This is a genomic window from Agrobacterium leguminum (genome assembly GCF_015704895.1).
Lineage (GTDB): Bacteria > Pseudomonadota > Alphaproteobacteria > Rhizobiales > Rhizobiaceae > Agrobacterium > Agrobacterium leguminum.
The window spans coordinates 1-857 of sequence record NZ_JADQWB010000049.1 but is presented as its reverse complement, the minus strand read 5'-3'; the positions used below and the strand labels follow the sequence as shown (position 1 = coordinate 857).

Sequence of the window (857 nt, the reverse complement as noted above, 5' to 3'; positions counted from 1 at the left end):
TGCTAGGTCCTGTTGACAAAGTATGGCAACCATATCTTTGCAGCGGCTAGGGCAAGGAATGCTGAGAAGGATTTTCGTGTCTTGTCGTATCGGGTCGCGACGCGACGGAACTGCTTGAGGCGGTTGAACATCCGCTCGATGCGGTTTCCATCCCTGTATGCCCGGAAGTCGCAGGCTGGTGGGTTCTTCCGGTTGGCCTTTGGTGGGATCACAGGCCTGATGCCATGGATCAGCAGTTCCTCGCGCAGGAAATCGCCGTCATAGCCTTTGTCGGCAAGGAACAGTCTCGGTTTGCCGACCGGTATCGTCAGCAAGGCAGGAACGGCGTTGTAATCCGAAGCCTCACCGCTTGTCAGTACAAAGCCAAGAGGGCGGCCCTGACCGTCTGCTCGGGCGTGGATTTTCGTCGTAAAGCCGCCGCGTGATCGACCAAAAGCCTCCTGATAAGTCCCCCTTTTGCGCCCGCCGCCTGCGAATGGCCGCGAACAGTGGTGCTGTCGATCATGTGCTGCCAGTCATCTGTCAGCCCCAGTTCGACGAGGGTCTCAAGCAGGGCGTCCCAAACGCCTTGTTCGGCCCAACGGCGGAAGCGTACATAGACCGAATTCCACTTGCCATAGCGCTCATGCATGTCCCGCCAGGGGCATCCGACCCGAAGAACATGCAGCATACCGTTCAGATACCGCCGATTATCGTGCGACGGTCGGGACTTCCTGCCGCGTTCGGTGGGCAGAAGCCCCTCGATGATCCGCCACTCTATATCCGTTAGGTCGCCGCGAGCCAAAACTGCCTCCTAAAAAGCAGTCTTGAATCACGCTTCAGCTGATTTGGGAATCCACTTTGTCAACAGGGCCTAG

General features: G+C 57.8%; 1 pseudogene. It reads right to left on the bottom strand.

Going from position 1 to position 857, the window contains the following annotated elements:
• Nucleotides 1-2 precede the first annotated feature (2 nt).
• Nucleotides 3-784 (bottom strand): annotated as a pseudogene (locus I3J13_RS25620) (IS5 family transposase).
• Nucleotides 785-857: the final 73 nt, after the last annotated feature.